At 68.5% G+C, this 17,419-nt stretch carries 14 protein-coding genes and 2 pseudogenes; 8 read left to right on the plus strand and 8 right to left on the minus strand.

Going from position 1 to position 17,419, the window contains the following annotated elements; all coding sequences use genetic code 11:
* Nucleotides 1-120 precede the first annotated feature (120 nt).
* The 3 genes from FFI87_RS27110 (at nucleotide 121) to FFI87_RS27125 (ending at nucleotide 3,318) form a co-directional block, all read left to right on the plus strand.
* Entirely contained in the window at nucleotides 121-1,404 is a 1,284-nt protein-coding gene (locus tag FFI87_RS27110; protein ID WP_138850070.1) for an isoprenylcysteine carboxylmethyltransferase family protein, read from the plus strand.
* Nucleotides 1,405-1,995: 591 nt separating this feature from the next.
* Nucleotides 1,996-2,691 (plus strand): histone acetyltransferase, encoded by a 696-nt coding sequence (locus tag FFI87_RS27120; protein WP_138850068.1) that lies wholly within the window; start codon nucleotides 1,996-1,998, stop codon nucleotides 2,689-2,691.
* Between the two features lie 54 nt (nucleotides 2,692-2,745).
* Nucleotides 2,746-3,318 (plus strand): NADPH-dependent FMN reductase, encoded by a 573-nt coding sequence (locus FFI87_RS27125; protein WP_138850067.1) that lies wholly within the window; start codon nucleotides 2,746-2,748, stop codon nucleotides 3,316-3,318.
* A gap of 29 nt (nucleotides 3,319-3,347) precedes the next feature.
* On the opposite strand, the gene FFI87_RS27130 is transcribed toward FFI87_RS27125, so the two are convergent.
* The 5 genes and pseudogenes from FFI87_RS27130 to FFI87_RS27150 all read right to left on the minus strand — a co-directional run.
* Nucleotides 3,348-3,974, minus strand: a complete 627-nt coding sequence (locus FFI87_RS27130; RefSeq protein WP_138850066.1) for a DUF2894 domain-containing protein — start codon at nucleotides 3,972-3,974, stop codon at nucleotides 3,348-3,350.
* Nucleotides 3,971-4,615 (minus strand): OmpA family protein, encoded by a 645-nt coding sequence (locus FFI87_RS27135; RefSeq protein ID WP_105786092.1) that lies wholly within the window; start codon nucleotides 4,613-4,615, stop codon nucleotides 3,971-3,973. The genes FFI87_RS27130 and FFI87_RS27135 overlap by 4 nt, the downstream gene beginning before the upstream one ends.
* Nucleotides 4,616-4,618: 3 nt before the next feature.
* Entirely contained in the window at nucleotides 4,619-7,426 is a 2,808-nt protein-coding gene (locus tag FFI87_RS27140) for a DUF802 domain-containing protein (RefSeq protein WP_138850065.1), read from the minus strand.
* Nucleotides 7,427-7,747: 321 nt separating this feature from the next.
* A complete protein-coding gene (locus FFI87_RS27145) occupies nucleotides 7,748-8,512 on the minus strand; it encodes a DUF3348 domain-containing protein (RefSeq protein ID WP_138850064.1) in 765 nt (254 codons plus the stop codon).
* 182 nt (nucleotides 8,513-8,694) lie between these two features.
* Nucleotides 8,695-8,802, minus strand: a pseudogene (locus FFI87_RS27150) (3-hydroxyacyl-CoA dehydrogenase); the annotation flags it as partial.
* 234 nt (nucleotides 8,803-9,036) lie between these two features.
* Between FFI87_RS27150 and FFI87_RS27155 the strand changes: the two are divergent.
* Nucleotides 9,037-10,248 (plus strand): hypothetical protein, encoded by a 1,212-nt coding sequence (locus FFI87_RS27155; protein WP_138850063.1) that lies wholly within the window; start codon nucleotides 9,037-9,039, stop codon nucleotides 10,246-10,248.
* A 117-nt stretch (nucleotides 10,249-10,365) separates the two neighbouring features.
* On the opposite strand, the gene FFI87_RS27160 is transcribed toward FFI87_RS27155, so the two are convergent.
* Nucleotides 10,366-11,004 (minus strand): LysE family translocator, encoded by a 639-nt coding sequence (locus FFI87_RS27160; protein WP_012365438.1) that lies wholly within the window; start codon nucleotides 11,002-11,004, stop codon nucleotides 10,366-10,368.
* 173 nt (nucleotides 11,005-11,177) lie between these two features.
* Between FFI87_RS27160 and FFI87_RS27165 the strand changes: the two are divergent.
* Nucleotides 11,178-11,291, plus strand: a pseudogene (locus FFI87_RS27165) (GCN5 family acetyltransferase); the annotation flags it as partial.
* Nucleotides 11,292-11,299: 8 nt separating this feature from the next.
* Nucleotides 11,300-11,893: a hypothetical protein gene (locus FFI87_RS27170; RefSeq protein WP_138850061.1), complete on the plus strand. Its 594-nt coding sequence runs from the start codon at nucleotides 11,300-11,302 to the stop codon at nucleotides 11,891-11,893.
* Between the two features lie 66 nt (nucleotides 11,894-11,959).
* Here the strand turns inward: FFI87_RS27170 and dctA are convergent, their stop codons facing one another.
* Both dctA and FFI87_RS27180 read right to left on the minus strand, forming a co-directional pair.
* A complete protein-coding gene (dctA, locus tag FFI87_RS27175) occupies nucleotides 11,960-13,327 on the minus strand; it encodes a C4-dicarboxylate transporter DctA (protein ID WP_012365436.1) in 1,368 nt (455 codons plus the stop codon).
* A 162-nt stretch (nucleotides 13,328-13,489) separates the two neighbouring features.
* Entirely contained in the window at nucleotides 13,490-14,656 is a 1,167-nt protein-coding gene (locus FFI87_RS27180) for a mandelate racemase/muconate lactonizing enzyme family protein (RefSeq protein WP_138850060.1), read from the minus strand.
* A 128-nt stretch (nucleotides 14,657-14,784) separates the two neighbouring features.
* Here FFI87_RS27180 and FFI87_RS27185 point away from each other — a divergent pair, with 128 nt between their 5' ends.
* Both FFI87_RS27185 and FFI87_RS27190 read left to right on the plus strand, forming a co-directional pair.
* Complete coding sequence (locus tag FFI87_RS27185; RefSeq protein ID WP_126226613.1) at nucleotides 14,785-15,744, plus strand: LysR family transcriptional regulator; 960 nt, start codon at nucleotides 14,785-14,787, stop codon at nucleotides 15,742-15,744.
* 255 nt (nucleotides 15,745-15,999) lie between these two features.
* On the plus strand, nucleotides 16,000-17,376 hold the full coding sequence (locus tag FFI87_RS27190) for an FAD-containing oxidoreductase (RefSeq protein ID WP_138850059.1): 1,377 nt from the start codon (nucleotides 16,000-16,002) through the stop codon (nucleotides 17,374-17,376).
* The last annotated feature ends 43 nt before the right edge of the window (nucleotides 17,377-17,419 follow it).

Below are 17,419 nucleotides of genomic sequence, written 5' to 3' on the forward strand. Positions count from 1 at the left end.
CGCTTCACCTATCAAAACCACAGGCCAATGGCCGGGCGCGTACCAATCCAATGCCCGGCCGACGGCCGGCGTCACCCGCCAAGCGGGGGCGCCGGCCCTCATCCCGACGAGGATTCGATCATGAATTCCACCATCGACGGCATCGCCGCCGTCCAGGACCGCCCGCCCCGTTCCGCCACCCCATTGCGCGCCGGCCTGCTCGGCATCGCGGCCGGCCTGTTCGCGCTGTGGATCACCCGCGACCAGCCGACCCTCGATGCGGCCACGCGCGCGGTCATCGCCAGCCTCGCGATCATCGGCACGATCGCGCTGCACGAAATCTTCATCTCGCGCGTCTACCTGCGCCCGAGCGCGGGACTGTCGCGGCAGGCCGTGCGCACGCTCGGGCTCGCCCGCGTCGCGACGCGTCTCGGCGCGCTGACGTCGATCTACGCCGGCATCGGCCTGCTCTACTGGCTGCTGCCCGAATATCACGGCGCGTTCTACCTGCCGTTCTGGTCGCTGCTGCGCTCGCTCGCGCCGTACGTGATCGTCGCCGCGCCGTTCTACTTCGCGTGGATGGATCGCCACCAGCGCGAGACCGACGACGCGTACCTGCTGTGGGGCCGCTTCCTGTTCCGCCGCGAGCAGCCCGCGAGCTGGCAGCCCGTGCGCGAGATGCTCGCCGGCTGGGGCGTGAAGGCGTTCTTCCTGCCGCTGATGACCGTCTACCTGTCGAAGGACGCCGATCACCTGAGCGCGTCGCTCGCGAACGCGCTGCACGCGCCGATGACGCTCGCGACCTTCGTGTTCCTGTACGACCTGTCGTTCACGATGGACCTGATGTTCGGCACCGTCGGCTACCTGTGCACGTTCCGCATCCTCGACAGCCACGTGCGCACCGTCGAGCCCACCACGCTCGGCTGGGTCGCCGCGCTGATGTGCTACCAGCCGTTCTGGTCGCTGATCTCGAACAACTACATCCGCTACGAAGGCTCGCTGTTCTGGGACAACTGGCTGTTGTCCGCGCCGACGCTGCGCGTGATCTGGGGCGCGGTGATCATCCTGCTGCTGATGACCTACGCGCTGTCGACGATCTCGTTCGGGCTGCGTTTCTCGAACCTCACGAACCGCGGGATCATCACGTCGGGCCCGTACCGCTTCACGAAGCATCCGGCGTACATCGCGAAGAACCTGTCGTACTGGATGGTGTCGGTGCCGTTCGTCGAGCCGCTCGGCTGGCAGCTCGGGCTCATGCACTGCGCGGGGCTCGTCGCGGTCAACCTGATCTACTACACGCGGGCGAAGACGGAAGAACGGCATTTGATGCGGGATCCCGACTATCGCGCGTATGCGGAGTGGATCGCGCGGCACGGGCTGTTCGCGCGAATCAGGCGGGGGTTTGGGGGCCGGCAGGCGGTGTGAGGGTGTGTCGCGCTCATCGGTTCGATGAGCGCCTCGAGCATGGCAGCCCTGCGGAACGCGTGCGATCGAGGCAGCGGCTACCGTGTCGTGTCGCGAACGTGCAATACAAACCCACTCGCGATGTCGCACGCCGAGCGCTGTTCACGCAAACCCATTGCCATCACACGCCGCTCGCTTGCGGCCAATTGTCGCGAAACACGCCGATTCCCCGCGTTTCGTCGCTTTTCTCCCACCGCCAGATTGCCCGCCCCGTATCCGTCGCGTATGGTGCTGACCGTCCGCGCGCGCCTGTCGCCGGACCTCCGACCGTCGTCGCGCACGACGGCCGCGCGGGCCGTGCCCGCCGTCACCGTCTCCGCGGCGCCGTCCTTCGGCGCCGCGCGTTCATGAGGAGAGAGGCGTGATCCACAAAGTCCTGATCCTGTTCGCACTCTGCATCGCGGGCCTCGCCGCGATCGCCGCCGGTTTCCAGCACATCCCCAGCTGATTCGCGGCCCCGGCTCGCGCGTCGAGCCCGGGGGCCGCTTTCCTGTCCCTTCCCCATTGCGATGAACCCCTTTCTCGATGCGCCCGGGACGGGCGCCTTTTGCCATGCGTATCGACGTACAGCATTCCCAGCACGACATCGACGATGAACTGGACGCGCTCCACGCGCGTCTGCACCAGCGGGGCCATCGCCTGCACGGCCTGCCGGCCGTCGCGCTCGGCGACTCGGGCCTGATCGTCCGCCACCGCCAGGCGGACGGCGAATACTTCCTTTACGTCGAGGATCCGTCGGCCCGACAGCTCGCCGGCTACACGATCTTCAACCGGTTGCCCGAACTCCCGCGCCGCGCGGACCGCTACCTGCGCGCCCCGCATACGCGGCTGCGCGGGTCCGCGCAACGCAAGGGCATAGCGACGACGCTGTATCGCTGGGGACTCGACGCGGGCCTGTGCCTGATCAGCGGCGCCCGGCAGTCGGTCGGCGCGGCGCGGCTGTGGACCGCGCTCGCGCACGACTACCGGCACGGCTTCGTCGACGTCGAAGGCCGCGCGCTGCGCTATCTCGGCGAAGCCGTCGCGGACGACGTGCACGGCGCGCTGCATACGCGCCGGCTGTTGCTCGGCAACGGGTGGACGCTCGATGACCTGGCGCGGGCAACCGGGATGACGGACGTCGCTGGCGCAAGGTGCCATGACGTGAGACTTCCGGAGGAGGGACGCGAACTCGCCCATCCGCACGGCGCCGCCAACGCGCATCGCGTCGCTCACACCACTCACGTCGCTCACGCCGCGATGCGATAATCCGGCGGATCCGCGCGACGCCACCGCGCACGCCACCTACCGACACGCGCTCCGATGGCTACCGAACCCCGAACCGATTCCGAACGCCGCATCGATATCGTCGCGCTGTGCGGCAGCCTGCGTGCGCAGTCGTACAACGCGGCGCTGCTGGATGCGGCAGCACGCGTCGCGCCGCGCGGGATGCGCATCACGCACTTCGATCGTCTCGGTGAATTTCCGCTGTTCAATCCCGATGACGAACATCCGGCGCCGGCCGCGGTGCGCGACCTGATCGAGCGGCTGAACGCCGCGGACGGCGTGCTGATCGCGAGCCCGGAATACGCACACGGCGTGACGGGCGTGATGAAGAACGCGCTGGACTGGGTCGTGGGATGCGAAGCCGTCGTGGACAAGCCGGTCGCGGTATTGAACGCGTCGCCGCGTGCGACGCATGCGGACGCGGCGCTGCGGGAAACGCTGTCCGTGATGTCGGCGTGCATCGTCGAGCGCGCATCGATCGCGTTGCCGATCCTCGGCAGCCAGCTCGATGCGGCGGGCATCGCCGCGCATCCGCCGTTCGCGTCGGCGCTCACCGATGCGTTGCACGCGCTGCGCGCGGCGATCGACGCGCAGGCGCCGCGCCGCTAGACAACGATCGGCGCGGCCGACCGCGTGCATTATCGCGCCTTGGTGCGCGTGGTCTTCCTCGCCGGTTTCGCCGCCTTCGCGCGCGGCGCTTCCTTCTCCGGCTGCGCGCCGCCGCCGGCCAGATCCTCGAGCCACGCGAGCGCGTCGATATACGACATGAATTGCTGCAGATATTCCGGCGACAGCTCGCGCATGGTCGCGAGCGACCGATGCACGAGGCTGTTCGAATTGAGCGGCCCCGCGTTGCGCGGCACCTGGTCGAGCGACTGGCGATACTGCTGTTCGGTCCGGACCTTCGACCACATCGTGCGGAAGTAGTCGATCAGCTCGGGATCGACACCGTGCCGGTCGGCCTGCGCATCGCGCGCGAGCTGCTCGACGAGCCCGCCGAGCGCGCCGCGTGCAGGCGCCTGTGCGCTTGCTTGCGCCGTCTCGCTCGCGGCTGCCGCTTCACCGGCGCGCGCGAGGATTTCCGCAAACCCTTCCAGCAGCGTCGCGAGCCGCGCATCGAGCAACGCGCGCGCGTCGCCGTCGAACGCGGCCGCGCGCTTCTCGAGCGCGTCGAGCCGATGGAAGCGCACCGGATCGAGCCGGTCGGCGCCCTGCTCACGCCACGCGTCGAGCGTCGCGCGCACGTGGGTCGCGTCGTCCGTCACTTCGTCTTCCCTCCGTTCGATGCGGACTTGCGCGGCACCGGTGCGATCTCCACGCGACGGTTCTTCGCGCGGCCTTCGTCGTCCGCATTCGAGCTGACCGGCTGCTCGGAGCCGAACGCGGCCGCGAACACCGACCGCGCCGGCACGCCGGCGTCGATCAGCGCCCGCGTGACCGTAAGCGCGCGCTTGGCCGACAGCTCCCAGTTGTCCGCGAACTGGCGGTTGCCGGCCCGCACCTGCTGGTCGTCGGCGAAGCCGCTGATCATCAGGATCTCGTCGCGCGTCGTCAGGTAGGCGGCCAGCGGCCCGGCCAGCGTCTTCAGCAGATCGCGGCCGTCGGGCTGCAACTGGTCGGAGTTCAGCGCGAACAGCACCGCGCCGCTGATGCCGATACGGCCGTTCACGAGCGTCACGCGGCCGGCCGCGAGCGGCCCGGCGAGCGCCTGTTCGAGCGACTTGCGCTGCTGCGCCTCCTGCTGGCGCGCACGCACGGCTTCCTCGAGCTTCGACGTGAGCTGCAACTGCATGCCGATCACGCCGACGAGAATCAGCACGAACGCACCGAGCAGCACCGACATCAGGTCGGCGAATGCGGGCCACACCGGCGCGGCAGACGCGCCGTCGTCGATTTCGTCATGCATGCGTCACACTCCGACCGATGCGCGCCGACCGGCGATCTGCTGGAGATCTTCGACGATCTGCTTCTGCGACATCATGCTCAGGTCGATCACCTCGCGCGCCTGCGCGACGTAGTACTCGAGCTGTTCGTCGCTGCGCGCGAGCGACTTCTCGAGCGCGGCCTCGATGCGCTGCAGGTGGTTCAGCAGCTTGTCGTTCGATTCGCCGAAGATCTGCACGGCCGCACCGAACGCATCGCCGAGGCTCGCGACCTCGACCGCGCCCGCCGTGACCTGCGCGGCCACCGCATCCAGCTTGCGCGTTTCGGCATCGACGGTGTCGTTGAAGCGTGCGCCGACGCGATCGAGCAGGTCGGCCGACGTGCTGACGAGCGCGTCGATCGCGGTGCGCTGTTCGGTGGACGCGTGATTGACCGCGCCGAGCAGCGTTTCGAGCGTCGCGAGCAGGCGGCTGCGCTCGTCGAGCATCGCGGTGTCGCGCACCATGCTGTCGGACAGGCGCTGGCGCAGCTCGGCGACGACGTCGGCCGCGGCTTTCGGCGCTTCCGACGCGGCCTGCACGAGGCGCGAGATCTCGTTGATCGTGTCGCTCGCGTGCACCTGCGCCTGCGCGGTGATGTCGTTCGCCGTGCGGGTCAGCGTGTCGCAGATGTCCTGCTGGCGCGTCGCGGCCTGTTCGCTCGTGCGCGCCCATTCGTCGCGCAGCGCGGCGGCCATCGCGGCGAGCGAGTCGTTCCAGGCCGACAGGCGTGCTTCGTCGCGCGCGGCCAGTTGCGTTTGCAGGCCCGAGTGCGAATCGCGGATCGTCGACAGCAGATCGTTCGAGCGTTGTTCGAACGTCGCCGCTTGCGTGGCGAGATCGCGCGTCGTTTGCGCAAGCGCGTCGCAGATTTCCTGCTGACGGCCCGCGCTATGCACGCCCGTGCGCTGCCACTCGTCGCCGAGCTTCGTCGCCATCTCCGTGAGCGAAGCATTCCACGTCGCCAGACGTTCTTCGTCACGGGCAGCCAGTTGCGTTTGCAGGCCCGTGTGCGAATCGCGGATCGTCGACAGCAGCGCGTTCGAGCGTTGTTCGAACGTCGCCGCTTGTGTGGCGAGATCGCGCGTCGTTTGCGCGAGCGCGTCGCAGATCTCCTGCTGACGGCCCGCGCTGTGCGCGCCCGCGCGCTGCCACTCGTCGCCAAGCTTCGTCGCCATCTCCCTGAGCGAAGCATTCCACGTCGCCAGACGTTCTTCGTCACGGGCAGCCAGTTGCATTTGCAGGCCCGTGTGCGATTCGCGGATCGTCGACAGCAGCGCGTTCGAGCGTTGTTCGAACGTCGCCGCTTGCGTGGCGAGATCGCGCGTCGTTTGCGCAAGCGCGTCGCAGATCTCCTGCTGACGGCCCGCGCTGTGCGCGCCCGCGCGCTGCCATTCGTCGCCGAGCTTCGTGGCCATCTCCGTGAGCGAAGCATTCCACGTCGCCAGACGTTCTTCGTCGCGCGCGGCCAGTTGCGTTTGCAACCCGGTATGCGACTCGCGCATCGCGGCGAGTACCGCGCCCGAATGCCGCTCGAACGTCGCGGCGGCGTCGCCCAATGCCTGCGCATGCTGGCCGGCCAGCGTCTCGCCGACCTGCTCCTGACGCGCGAGCGCGTCGCGCCACGCGTCGGCCAGGCAGCTTTCGGTCGATTCGAGGCGCGTGGCGACGCCGTCGAGCAGGTCCGTCGAACGCTGCGCGAAGGTGTCGGTGAACTGGCCGAGCGTCGTCTGCAGCTGCTGCGCGACGGCGTCGCCCGTGCGGCGCTGCTCGTCGAGCGCGCGGTTCCATACGGCCGTCACGTTTTCAGTGGTCTTCTCGAAACCGTCCGTGAGCCCGTCGAGCTGACGCTGCACGGCGCCCGTCACGGTGTCGCGCAGGGCAGCCATCTCCTGCGCGAGGCCCGTCATCGTCGCCGCGACGACCGGCTGCAGCGCGGCACCGGCCACGCGCGCACTTTCGGCGGCGCTTTCCTTCAGCGCGTCGCCGACGTTCGACGCCAACCCGGCGTACGCGCGCTCGGTGCGATCGAAGAACGCCTGCTGGCTTTCGATCTGGCGATCGTGCAGCGCGACGCTGCGCGCCTCGAGCGTCGTCATCATCGTCTGCAACCGGTCGACCAGCGCCGGCATCACGTCGGCCTGGCGCTGCAGCAGCCGGAACGATTCGTCGCGCTGGTGCGCGGACGAATGCACGCGCAACGTCGTCGCGATCTTCGCGTCGAGCTGCTGGCCCGCGTCAACGCGTTCGCGGCGCACGAGCGCGGACAGCAAGCCGAGCATCGCGGACGTCGCGACACCCGCGATCGACGTGCCGAACGCGAAGCCGAGGCCCTTCACCGGTGCGATCAGCGATGCGCGGATCGCGTCGAGGTCGGTCGCGCTCTCGAGCGCGGCGCCGGTGCCCTTCAGCGTCACGACCATCCCGAGCAGCGTGCCGAGCATGCCGAGCAGCACCAGCAGGCCGACGAGATACGGCGTCAGCGACGGGCCGGGCAGCGCGACGCGCGCGCCTTCGACCCGTGCCCGCACCGCGCCGCGCAGGCCCGGGTGCAGCGTATCGAGCCACGTGTCGAGTGTCGCCGGCGGTTGGGTCAGGCCGGCCACCGCGCGCGACAGCGTAGCGGTCGCCTGCCGGTAGCGCAGCAGTTCCCACGCACCGGCGACGTAGCACGCGCCGATCAGCAGCGTGACGGCGGTCGCGAGCGGGTTCGACGCGACATAGCCGACGCCGATCCAGCAGACTGCGAGCAGGCCGGCGATGAAGACAACGAGATCAAGACGAATTCTGGACATAGCATAGGGTCTGTTTACATATGGAACGCGCATGCGTTGCCACGAGAACGGCCGCTCGCGAGGCGCGTGACGCCGCGAATACCGACGTATCGCCAAGGAGCGCAACGCGGCGAGCGGCCGTTCTCGTGGCAACCCGAAATTAAAAAGACATTCCAGGGGAATGCCCGAAATCGCCCGTATGGCGGCGTCGCTCGTCGCTTGTCCCCCAAGGGGACTTCCTCCGGGGCGTTTGGCGCGGCCAAACGGCGCTTCTCACTTCTTGCCCTACGCGCGATTTCGGGCATTCGCATGTGCGTTCCATATGTAAACAGACCCTAAGGATTAGCAGGTACGAAGGGCTGCGAGCAACCCGTCTACCGTTTGAAACCGGACTTCGAGTTCGGCGAGCAGGATGCTTTTCATCTCGTCGCGGAACGTATCGAGCCACGTGCCGGGCACGATCGCCGCGGCGGACGGCGCGTCGTCGGCGTCGTCGGCGTCGTCGGCGCCGGCATCGGCGGCCGCTTGCGCGTCGGCCAGCGCCTGCCGTTCCGCGTCGCGCAGCCGCTCGAAGCGCGTGCCGAGCAGCGCGGGCACGGCGGACAGCAGGCTGCGCTCGCGCGCGCCGAGCACGCGCTCCATGATCGCGTCGAGCGCCGCGAGCCGCGCCATCCCCGACGAGCGCGCGGCGAGCGCGACCCGCAGGCGCCCGCGCAACTGGCCGATCGCGGTCTCCATCTCCTGCTGCAGGGACAGACAGCTCTGGCGGAAGTCCGCGAAATCGGCCGTGTCGGCGGGCGGCGGCGGCATCTCGCCGGGGCGCCGCCGCATCCGCGGGCGGTGGGCGGCCGTGATCGCCTGCGCGAGGTCGTGGCGCACGCGCGCGCCGTCGCGCTCGGCGTCGTAACCGCGCACGCCGGCCGCGACGCCGGGCGGGATCGCATTCAGCGCGGACGACAGCGTGATCGCGTCGGTCCAGCCGAGCCACTGGCTCAGGCGGTCAGACAGCGGCTGCCGGGATTCCGCGACGTCGGCATCGGTCAGGCGCGCGAGCAGCCGGACGAGCGTCGGGCCGCTCAGTGCCGGGCGCGGAGGAGCTTGCACCATGCTGCAAACCGTCAAAAAGGCAGCAGTTTACACGTCGGCGGCAGGTCGGCCGCCAGAATCGGGGAAGCGCGCCGGCCCGGGATGCCGCGCAACCGGCGCGAACGCCCGCCGCACAAGGCTCGCGAGCCGATCGCCGCGGTGGCGGACAGCCGGCGCGATCCTGGCGACGTACCGGGCCGCCTTCCGAGTTCGTGCGCGAGCGTCGCGCCAGCATCCTCATTGACGTCCAGCAACACCACCTTGCCGCCTTCGACCACCACCATGCGCGCGACCGCGGCGCCCGGCCCGGCGAGCGCCGATCTTCACCGGCCTACTATTTCGCCACGCAGGTGCGGTACCATCGCGACACCCGCCGCGCGATCGCGCCCGCTGCGGCCCGCGCCGCGATGCACCCGGCGCGCGGGCCGCCGGACGCGTGACGGATATCCGGCCGATATCCGCGGGCCACAGTCGGCGCCCCGGCGAGACGGGTGCCGCCCATGACAACAGAACCAATAACAGACGGGCCCGCCCGACCGCTCACGATGCTTTCAGACTTCGTCGCGCGCCTGCGCGAGCGTTTCAGCAAACCGCCGACCCGGCAGGACTTCGCCGAACGCCTGATCGCCGCGCTGCGGGCGACCGGCGACACGCGCGAGTGGCTTCACGAGGACGACAAGGGCCGTCTCGTGCAAGCGGATGTCCCGTCGAACATCATCAACCTGCACAACCTGTTCCGCGATTACGCGGGCGCGAAGCCGGCCGAGCGCGAAGCGACGCTCAAGCGCCAGGCGAACGCGATGATGCAGCACGAGATCCCGTCGAACTTCGCGGACGTCCGCCCGCGGCTACGCCCCGTGATCCGCAGCGCGACCGAGCGCGGCGCGGTCGCACTGCAGCTCGCGGGACAGCCCGGCGCGTCGGAGGTCGCGTTCCGGCCGCTGTGCGAGAACCTCGAGATCGGCATCGCATACGACGGCGAATTCAGCGTCGCGCGGCTGACGACCGCGCGGCTCGCCGAATGGGGCGTCACTTTCGACGACGCATGCGACGTCGCGATCGACAACCTGCGCGGCATGTCGTCGGCGCCGTGGGCCGCGCTGCGCGACGGCGTGTTCCTGTCGCAGTTCGGCGACTACTACGACGCGGCGCGCTTGCTGCTGACCGACCTGTTGCACCGCCAGCCGATCTCCGGCGCGCCGGTGGTGATGGCGCCGAACCGGACGGTGCTGTTGCTCACCGGCGACCGCAATGCAGCCGGGATCGCGACGATGGTCGAACTCGCCGAACAGGCGCGCGCACAGCCGCGCCCGCTGCCATCGCTGATGCTGCGCTGGGACGGCGCCGCGTGGCGCAATTTCGTTCCGCCAGGACTGGAGGCGAAGCTGCATGCGCTGCGCGTGGACGAATTCGCCGGCGACTACCAGGATCAGCGGGCGCTGCTCGACGAACTGCACAAGCGCGACGGCACCGACATCTTCGTCGCGACCTACACCGTGTACCGGCGGCAGAACGGCGAGCTGTTCAGCGTCAGCGTGTGGAGCGACGGCGTGCCGACGCTGCTGCCCGAGACGGACATCGTCGTGCTGTACCGGGAAGCGACGCGGCAGTCGGCCCACGTGCCGATGGCCGCGCTGCGCGACGCATGCGGCGACCTGATGACGGCCACCGCGCACCGGCCGGTGCGGTATGAAGTGACGGCGTTTCCGGATGAAGCGCGGTTCGCGGCGCTGATCGAGCGGTTTCCGGCGGCGTGACGCGCGCTTGCGCGCGTCGGTTGGACGGCTGCCCAATCGCCCGCCGGCATGAACGGCCGTGATGGCATGCTCGACAGGAATGAAAACGGCGGTGCGCCCCCGCGACACCGCCCGTCGTCAGATCCCGACCTTCGGCGCGTTCAGGATCAACCGCAGCCCAAGCAGTGTGATCGCGCCGGCCGCGACGCGATCGACCCACTTCTTCGCGCGCAGGTAAAGCTCGCGCGGCCGGCGGGTCGAGAAGCACAGCGCGACGATCGTGTACCAGCCGCACTCGACGCCGAACACGAGCGGCGGCAGCGCCAGGTAGCACCACAGCGGCGGATGCTGCGGCAACAGCGCCGCGAAGATGCTGCCATACCAGATCGCCGTCTTCGGGTTGCTGAGCTGGGTCGTGAGGCCGATCCAGAACGACTTGCGCGCGCTGCCGGCGATGGCTGCCTGCGGGTCGTCCATCGCGATCGGCCGCTCGGCGCCGCGCCAGATCTTGGACGCCATGTAGATCAGGTACGCGCCGCCCGCCACCTTGAGCCCCACATACAGCCATTCGACCGTCTGCAGCAGCGTGTAGAGCCCGGCCAGCGCGACGCCGCCGAACGCGATCCCGCCGACGCCCATGCCGAGCGCGGTGGCGAGCCCGTCGCGGCGCGACAGCCCGATCGAATTGCGGGCGACCAGCACGAAACTCGGGCCCGGAATCATCGCGCCAAGCCACAGCGCGGCCAGAATGGCGAGTACGGCAGCCGATGCAGTCATCGAAGTCTCCTTGATCAGCGACGCCGAAGCGCCGGCGCCTGCGTGTCGGTATCGTGTCGATTCCCGACGGTGAAGTCGCTGATTCTGGCACGCTTCGCGAGCCGCCGGAAGGACCGGCGCGCTGCTATGCTGGCTGCCGTTCCCGCCATCCCGCACCACCCGCCGTGATCGAGCTGCCCGAATTCGCCGCCGCAAGGCAACTGTATGATTTGCTCGGCTTCACGCCCGCGCCGCCCGTTGCGTTCGATCCGGTGCCCGGCACCGCGTTTCGCAGGCGGGATCTGTGAGGGGCACGATGCGCGCGCCGGCCGCGGCGGTTCGTCGAGCCCTCCTCGTTCCGCTGTTCGCCGCGTGGTGCTGCCATGCGCAGGCAGCGCCGCCGCTGCCGCCGTCGATCGCCGCGCAATTGCCGGCCGGCTATCAGCCGTTCGTCGCGCAGCCCGGCCCGGCACTCGGCAACGGCCGGCGCAGCCTGCTCGTCGTCGTGCATCGCGCGATCGACACGCGCGAGCAGCCGTCGCCGCGCCCGCTCCTGATCTATGAGGAACTGGCCGACCACACCTATCGGCTCGCCGCGCGCAACGACGACGTCGTGCTGCGCGCGAACGACGCGCTGCAGTGCGACCCGTTCGATCCGGAATCGGCCGCCGAGGGCGGGATCGCCGTGAAGGGGCGCTATTTCACGGTGCAGAACGACGTCGCATGTGGACAGCACTGGAGCGACTACGTGACGTTCCACTACGACCCGCGCACGCACGGGTGGGTGTTTTCCAGCCAGATCCACATCGAATCGTTTCCGGTCGATCCCGGCAAGCCCGACTTCGTCAGCGCGGTGCGGGCCGACGCGCGCAAGCCGGTGTCGTTCAGCCAGTGGCGGCGCAAGGAATGAAACCCGCGCGCTGCGAGCATGCGCAGGTTTCGTCATGCGCATGTCCGTGTTCCTGATACGCCGCGACTAGCGCACATTCGATTGCATGCCCGGCGCGCTCGCCTGCGTGTGCCGCTGCGGCGCCGGCGGTCCCGCGTCGCGCGCGTCCACGACGATCGACTCCGCCCCGGCGCGACGATCGAGAACGGCCCGGGCCTTGTCGAGGTCCAGCGCCCCTTCCCAACGGGCCACCACGACCGTTGCCACGCCGTTGCCGATCAGGTTCGTGACGGCGCGCGCCTCGTTCAGGAAGCGGTCGACGCCGAGCAGCAGGACCAGGCCCGATACGGGCACCTGATGCATGGTCGACAAGGTTGCGGCCAGCGCGACGAAACCCGCACCCGCGACGCCCGCCGAGCCCTTCGACGTCAGCAGCAGCACGCCGAGCAGCAGAAGCTGGTCCCAGATCGACAGATGGATGTTGAATGCCTGTGCGATGAACAGCGACGCCATCGTCAGGTAGATCGCGGTGCCGTCGGCATTGAAGGTATAGCCGGTGGGCAGCACCATCCCGACGACCGGACGCGAGCAACCCATTCGCTCCATCTTGAGCAGCATCTGCGGCAGCACGGCTTCCGTCGATGCCGTGCCGAGCGTGATCAGGATCTCGTCGCGGATATAACGCAGGTATTGCCACAGCGACAACCCGCACACGCGCATGACGAGGCCGAGCGCCACGACGACGAACAGGATCGACGTGAGGTACAGGCACAGCATCAGTTGTCCGAACTGCGCGAGCGTGCCGATCCCGTATCTGGCGATGGTGAACGCCATCCCGCCGAATGCACCGGCGGGCGCCACATGCATTACGATGCGCACGACTCCGAACATCCCTTGCAGGAACATGTCCAGCATGTCCACGAGCGGCGCGGTCCTCGGGCCGAGTTTCGCGAGCGCGACCGCGAAGATGACCGAGAAGAAAATGATCGGCAGTATCTCGCCGTTCGCGAAAGCGCCGACGACACTCCCCGGCACGATGCTCATCAGGAAGTCGAGCGTGCCGTGATGCTGCGCCGCATGCGTGTAGCTGGCGATTGCGGCACCGTCGATCTTCGCCGGATCGACATTCATCCCGCTGCCCGGCCGGACCAGGTTGACGACCGCCATCCCGACCACGAGCGCGACAGTGGACGCGGCTTCGAAATACAGCACGGCCTTGACGCCCACCCGGCCGGCTTCGTGAAGATCGGTCATGCGCGCGATGCCGACCACGACCGACGCAAAGATGATCGGCGCGAGCAACATCCGGATCAGCTTGATGAACAGGTCGCCGAGCGGCTTGAGCTGGGCGCCGATATCGGGGTAGAAGTGCCCGACGAGGATGCCGGCGACGATGCCGATCAGAACCTGGACGTAGAGTTTGGAAAGCGTTCTGCGAATGCGTGATGCCAGCATGACTGTCTCCTGTGCATGGCGTCCTGTTTCCGGAAAGCGCACGCGTGCCGGCGATGCAGCCGATCGCCCGGCACGCCAGTGCCGATTCCGCCTGCCCGATTGATTGTTTTGTAATGTGATACGGTGCGCCGTCGAGCGGCCGGCGCACCCTGCCGACAACGCTTATGCGGACAGCTTCCGCATTTGCGCGTACAGGTCGGCCTTGCCTTCGAAGCCGATGCCCGGCAGGTCCGGCATCGTGATGTAGCCGTTGTCGACCTTCACGCCGTCGGGGAAGCCGCCGTACGGCTGGAACAGGTCCGGGTACGACTCGTTGCCGCCGAGGCCGAGGCCGGCCGCGATGTTGAGCGACATCTGGTGACCGCCGTGCGGAATGCAGCGGCTCGGCGACCAGCCGTGCTGGCGCAGCATGTCGAGCGTGCGCAGATACTCGACGAGGCCGTAGCTCAGCGCACAGTCGAACTGCAGCCAGTCGCGGTCGGCGCGCATGCCGCCGTAGCGGATCAGGTTGCGGGCATCCTGCATCGAGAACAGGTCCTCGCCCGTCGCCATCGGCTTGTCGTAGTAGTTGCGCAGCGTCGCCTGCAGCTCGAAGTCGAGCGGATCGCCCGGTTCCTCGTACCAGAACAGGTCGTATTGCGACAGCGCCTTCGCATAGCGGATCGCGGTGTCGAGATCGAAGCGGCCGTTGGCGTCGACGGCGAGCTTCTGGCCATCGCCGAGCACGCCGAGGATCGCGTCGATGCGTCGCAGATCTTCGTCGAGCGACGCGCCGCCGATCTTCTTCTTCACGACCGTGTAACCGCGGTCGATGTAGCTGCGCATCTCGTCCTTCAGCTTCTCGTGATCCTGGCCCGGATAGTAGTAGCCGCCCGCCGCATAGACGAAGATCCTGCGGTCCGGCCGGCCGTCGCCGTAGCGGTCCGCCAGCAGCTGGAACAGCGGCTTGCCTTCGATCTTGGCCACCGCGTCCCACACCGCCATGTCGATCGTGCCGATCGCGACCGAGCGCTCGCCATGGCCGCCCGGCTTCTCGTTGGTGAACATCGTCGCCCAGATCCGGTGCGGATCGAGGTTGTCGCCGGCATCGTTGACGAGCGCGCCGGAGTCGGCTTCGAGAATGCGCGGGATGAAGCGCTCGCGCATGAGCTTGCCCTGGCCGTAGCGGCCGTTCGAATTGAAGCCGTAGCCGACGACCGGCTTGCCGTCGCGGATCACGTCGGTGATCACGGCGACGAGGCTCAGCGTCATTTTGCTGAAGTCGATGTAGGCGTTGCGGATCGGGGAACTGATCGGAACGGTTTGTTCGCGAATCTCGACGATTCTCATGGCGGCGTCTCCTGGACTGGCACGTTTGCGGGTAGCTCGATTGCATGCACGTTGCTGCAACGAGACGGAGCATAGTCCGCGGAGAGCGCCCTATAATTCACCTCAATTCATTTCATTTTTTACCCAAAGTGAGAACTGATTCGACCTCCGACTTCGAGTTCTTCGTCCAGCTCGCCAAACTGAAGAGCCTGTCGGGCGCGGCCCGCTCGCTCGGGATCACGCCGCCCGCGGCAACCAAGCGGCTCGGCATTCTCGAAGACCGGTTCGGCAAGCGGCTGGTCAACCGGACCACCCGCAGCGTCAGCCTGACGCCGGAAGGCGAGATGTACGCGCGGTACGCCACGCAGATTCTCGACCAGGTGCGCGAGATGGAGGACGCGATCGCAGGCACGCCCGCGGACCCGCACGGGCGGCTGCGCATCAATGCGACGCTCGGTTTCGGGCGTACGACCATCGCACCGCTGGTGTCGGAATTCGCGAAGCGCTATCCGAACGTCGATGTCCAGTTCGTGGTCACCGATCGCCCGGTCGACCTCGTCGAAGGCGCATTCGACATGGCCATCCGGTTCGGCGAGTTGCCGGACCAGCGCTTGAGGGCGCGCCGCCTGATGAGCAATCGCCGGTTCCTGTGCGCGTCGCCGAAGTATCTCGAGCGCAACGGCGTGCCGCAGTGCAAGGAGGATCTCGCGCATCACCGCTGCATCATCCACACGCAGAACGACGATGCGTTCGGCGTGTGGCGCTTCATGCAGGAGGATCACCTCGAAGCGCTGAAGGTGAGCGGCTCGCTGTCCAGCAACGACGGCGACATCGTGCTGCGCTGGGCGCTGGACGGTCACGGCATCCTGATCCGCTCGGAGTGGGATCTCGCCAAATACATCCAGAGCGGCCGACTCCGTCTCGTGCTGCCCGACGTCGTCCTGCCGTCCGCCGACCTGTTCGTCTACTATCCCGGGCAACGCAACGAATCGACGCGGGCCCGCGCGTTCATCGACTTTCTAGTCAAGCACTTCGAGGCACCGTTCGTTCCGGTCGACGTAGCCAACGCGGCGCCGGACCGCAAGCGATCCGCTCGAGCGAAGCGTTGACACCGCACCGGCCCCGGGCCCTTCGGGCCGCGGCCGGTCGATGCAGGGACACATCACGGGGCCGCATTGCCACGGGGCGGGAAGCCGCCGGCCCGGCCGGGAATGAAGCATGTTCCGTCTCGCGCGCATCCATGCAACTCGCACGCCCGCGCCAACCGGTCTACCATAGGCGCTCGTCGCCGTTCAGGCACGCGCCGGCGCGGCATGCGGCTTGCGCGCCGCCCTTCCCACGTTGAACCAGCGCAGGAGGACGTCATGACGCAACAATTCGACGCGATCGTCATCGGCACCGGGCAAGCCGGACCGCCGCTCGCGGCGCGGCTCGCCGGCGCCGGCATGAAAGTCGCGATCGTCGAGCGCGGCCGCTTCGGCGGCACCTGCGTGAACACCGGCTGCATTCCGACCAAGACGCTGATCGCGAGCGCGTACGCGGCGCAGCTCGCGCGGCGCGCGGAAGAATACGGCGTGTCGGTCGGCCCCGTCAGCGTCGACATGAAGGCCGTGAAGGCGCGCAAGGACCGGATCTCCGGCCGCTCGAACCACGGCGTCGAGCAATGGGTGCGCGGGCTCGACAACACGACCGTGTTGCAGGGCCATGCCCGCTTCGAGCGCCCCGATGCGGTGCGCGTGGGCGACGAACTGCTCGAGGCCAAGCGCATCTTCATCAACGTCGGCGGGCGCGCGCAGATCCCGCAGATGCCGGGCCTCGACTCGGTGCCGTACCTGACCAACTCGACGATGATGGACGTCGACTTCCTGCCCGAGCATCTCGTGATCATCGGCGGCAGCTACGTCGGGCTCGAATTCGGCCAGATGTACCGCCGTTTCGGCTCGAAGGTCACGATCGTCGAGAAGGGCTCGCGCCTGATCCATCGCGAGGACGAGGACGTGTCGCAGGCCGTGCGCGAGATTCTCGAGAACGAAGGCATCGACGTGCAGCTCGACGCGAACTGCCTGAACGCGCGGCGCGACGGCGACGGCGTCGTGGTCGGCCTCGATTGCGCGGGCGGCGGCCGCGAGGTCGCGGGCTCGCACCTGCTGCTCGCGGTCGGCCGCGTGCCGAACACCCGCGATCTCGGGCTCGAACAGGCCGGCGTCGCGACCGACTCGCGCGGCTACATCACGGTCGACGATCAACTGCGCACCAACGTGCCCGGCATCTGGGCGCTCGGCGACTGCAACGGGCGCGGCGCGTTCACGCACACCGCGTACAACGACTACGAGATCGTCGCGGCGAACCTGCTCGACGGCGATCCGCGCAAGGTGTCCGACCGCATCGCCGCGTACGCGATGTACGTCGATCCACCGCTTGGCCGCGTCGGCATGACGCTCGCGGAAGCGAAGCAGACCGGCCGTCGGCTGCTGGTCGGCACGCGGCCGATGACGCGCGTCGGCCGCGCAGTCGAAAAAGGCGAGAGCCAGGGTTTCATGAAGGTGATCGTCGATGCGGACAGCCATGCGATTCTCGGCGCGTCGATCCTTGGCGTGACGGGCGACGAGGTCGTGCACGCGCTGCTCGACGTGATGGCCGCCGGCGCGCCGTACACGACGATCAGCCGCGCGATGCACATCCACCCGACCGTGTCGGAGCTCGTGCCGACGCTGCTGCAGGACCTGCATCCGGTCGAATGAAGGGCGGCGGCCGCGCGTCGCCCGCCGCGCGTCCACGCCGAAC

The organism is Burkholderia sp. KBS0801 (genome assembly GCF_005937855.2).
Taxonomy (GTDB): Bacteria; Pseudomonadota; Gammaproteobacteria; order Burkholderiales; family Burkholderiaceae; genus Burkholderia; species Burkholderia ambifaria.

Excerpts from the sequence above, each read along its gene's own strand:
- FFI87_RS27110 (WP_138850070.1), top strand. The coding sequence starts at position 121 with ATGAATTCCACCATCGACGGCATCGCCGCCGTCCAGGACCGCCCGCCC.
- FFI87_RS27120 (WP_138850068.1), top strand. The coding sequence starts at position 1,996 with ATGCGTATCGACGTACAGCATTCCCAGCACGACATCGACGATGAACTG.
- FFI87_RS27125 (WP_138850067.1), top strand. The coding sequence starts at position 2,746 with ATGGCTACCGAACCCCGAACCGATTCCGAACGCCGCATCGATATCGTC.
- FFI87_RS27135 (WP_105786092.1), bottom strand. The coding sequence starts at position 4,615 with ATGCATGACGAAATCGACGACGGCGCGTCTGCCGCGCCGGTGTGGCCC.
- FFI87_RS27140 (WP_138850065.1), bottom strand. The coding sequence starts at position 7,426 with ATGTCCAGAATTCGTCTTGATCTCGTTGTCTTCATCGCCGGCCTGCTC.
- FFI87_RS27145 (WP_138850064.1), bottom strand. The coding sequence starts at position 8,512 with ATGGTGCAAGCTCCTCCGCGCCCGGCACTGAGCGGCCCGACGCTCGTC.
- FFI87_RS27155 (WP_138850063.1), top strand. The coding sequence starts at position 9,037 with ATGCTTTCAGACTTCGTCGCGCGCCTGCGCGAGCGTTTCAGCAAACCG.
- FFI87_RS27160 (WP_012365438.1), bottom strand. The coding sequence starts at position 11,004 with ATGACTGCATCGGCTGCCGTACTCGCCATTCTGGCCGCGCTGTGGCTT.
- FFI87_RS27170 (WP_138850061.1), top strand. The coding sequence starts at position 11,300 with ATGCGCGCGCCGGCCGCGGCGGTTCGTCGAGCCCTCCTCGTTCCGCTG.
- dctA (WP_012365436.1), bottom strand. The coding sequence starts at position 13,327 with ATGCTGGCATCACGCATTCGCAGAACGCTTTCCAAACTCTACGTCCAG.
- FFI87_RS27180 (WP_138850060.1), bottom strand. The coding sequence starts at position 14,656 with ATGAGAATCGTCGAGATTCGCGAACAAACCGTTCCGATCAGTTCCCCG.
- FFI87_RS27190 (WP_138850059.1), top strand. The coding sequence starts at position 16,000 with ATGACGCAACAATTCGACGCGATCGTCATCGGCACCGGGCAAGCCGGA.